1 protein-coding gene is annotated in these 1,425 nt (G+C 62.3%); it reads right to left on the minus strand.

The window, feature by feature from the left end; translation table 11 throughout:
* Window positions 1-1,425 (minus strand): RHS repeat protein (locus CSQ89_RS21510; protein WP_143747136.1); only part of this gene is annotated, 1,425 nt, incomplete at both ends.

Consider the following 1,425-nt stretch of genomic DNA (forward strand, 5'->3'; position numbering starts at 1 on the left):
GGATCGGCTTGGCATAGCTGTGCTTGGCGAGCACATTGCCGATGGCGTCGTAACGGGTTTCGGTCACCGCGCCCTGCGGGTCGATGGCGAAGACCTGGCGGCCGGCCTTGTCGTAGACATAGTGCGTGGCATTGCCCTGGGCATCCCACTTCGCCACCACATTGCCTAGTCCGTCGTAGTCGTAACGGGTGGTGAGCTTCAACCCCGTTGGGTCAACCGTCTCGCTGATCCGTCGGCCCAGCCTGTCGTATCCATACTGGGTGGTCTTGGCTGCCGGCGTGCCGGCGCCTTCAATCAGCGTCAGCGTGCGGCCTTGGTCGTCGTACACGTATTCGGTACGCTGCTTCAGCCCACCTTCGTCCACCACCACGGCCGTCAGTTGGCCCTTGCGGTCGAAGTGGTTGCGGGTGATGACGCCATTGGCGTCGGTGCTGGTCACCGTGCGGCCCTGGCCGTCCAGCGTGACGCGGCTGGTCAGGTTCAAGCCCGTCGGGTCGATCTGCTTTTGCAGTTGCCGGTTGGCGGCGTCGTACTGGTATTGCGTGACCGTACCGTTGGCGTCGGTCGTGCTGATGACATTGCCGACGCTGTCATAAGCCTTGTGGTTGGTGTTACCCAGCGCATCGGTGCTGCTTTGCAGTTTGCCGTCGGCGTTGTACTGGTAAGTCGTGCTGTGGCCATTGCCGTCAGTGAGCTTGACCACCTCGCCATGCCGGTTGCGTTCGCTGCTGGTTTTGACCCCATCGGCCGTGGTGACGGTGATGCGGCGGTTGGCGGTATCGTACTCGGTGGTGGTGGTGTGCCCCAGCGCATCGGTCTGGCGCAGGACGCGGTCAAAGGCGTCGTAGACCGCGCTTTGTCTGGCATTGAGCGGGTTGGTGACGACCACCTTGCGACCGAGGCGGTCGTATTCCGTGCGGGTGGTGTGGCCGTTGGCATCCGTCAAGGCGGTGGCGCGACCGAACGCGTCGTAGTCGGTCGTTGTGATGAGATTGAGCCCCAGCTCGTCCCGTATCGTGCGCACCAGTCGACCGGTCTGGTCATAGTAGAAGCGCGCAAGCGTCTGCCGGCTGGCATCAATCGGGTCGATGCGGGTTTCCACTTCGCCGAAGGCGGTATAGGTCGTGCGGGTGGTTTTACCCAGGCTATCGAGGGCTTCTTTGACCAGACCGCGCAGGGTGTAGTTGATACGGCTGGTCTTGTCCTCGTTGGCATTCGCCAATGCCGTCAAGGTTTGCTGGATGGCGTCGGTCAGCAATCCGCCCTTCAAACCATTGAGATTACCCAGTCGCTGGGTGTAGACCGTCGTGCGGCAGACTTCCCCAAACGCGGTGTAATCCAGCTGGCGCACTTCACCCAGCGCATTGACGGTGTAACGCAGCTGGCCGGCGGCATCGTAGTAATGGCGGGTGGTGTTGCCGCGTG

Source organism: Chitinimonas sp. BJB300, assembly GCF_002735695.1.
Lineage (GTDB): Bacteria > Pseudomonadota > Gammaproteobacteria > Burkholderiales > Chitinimonadaceae > Chitinimonas.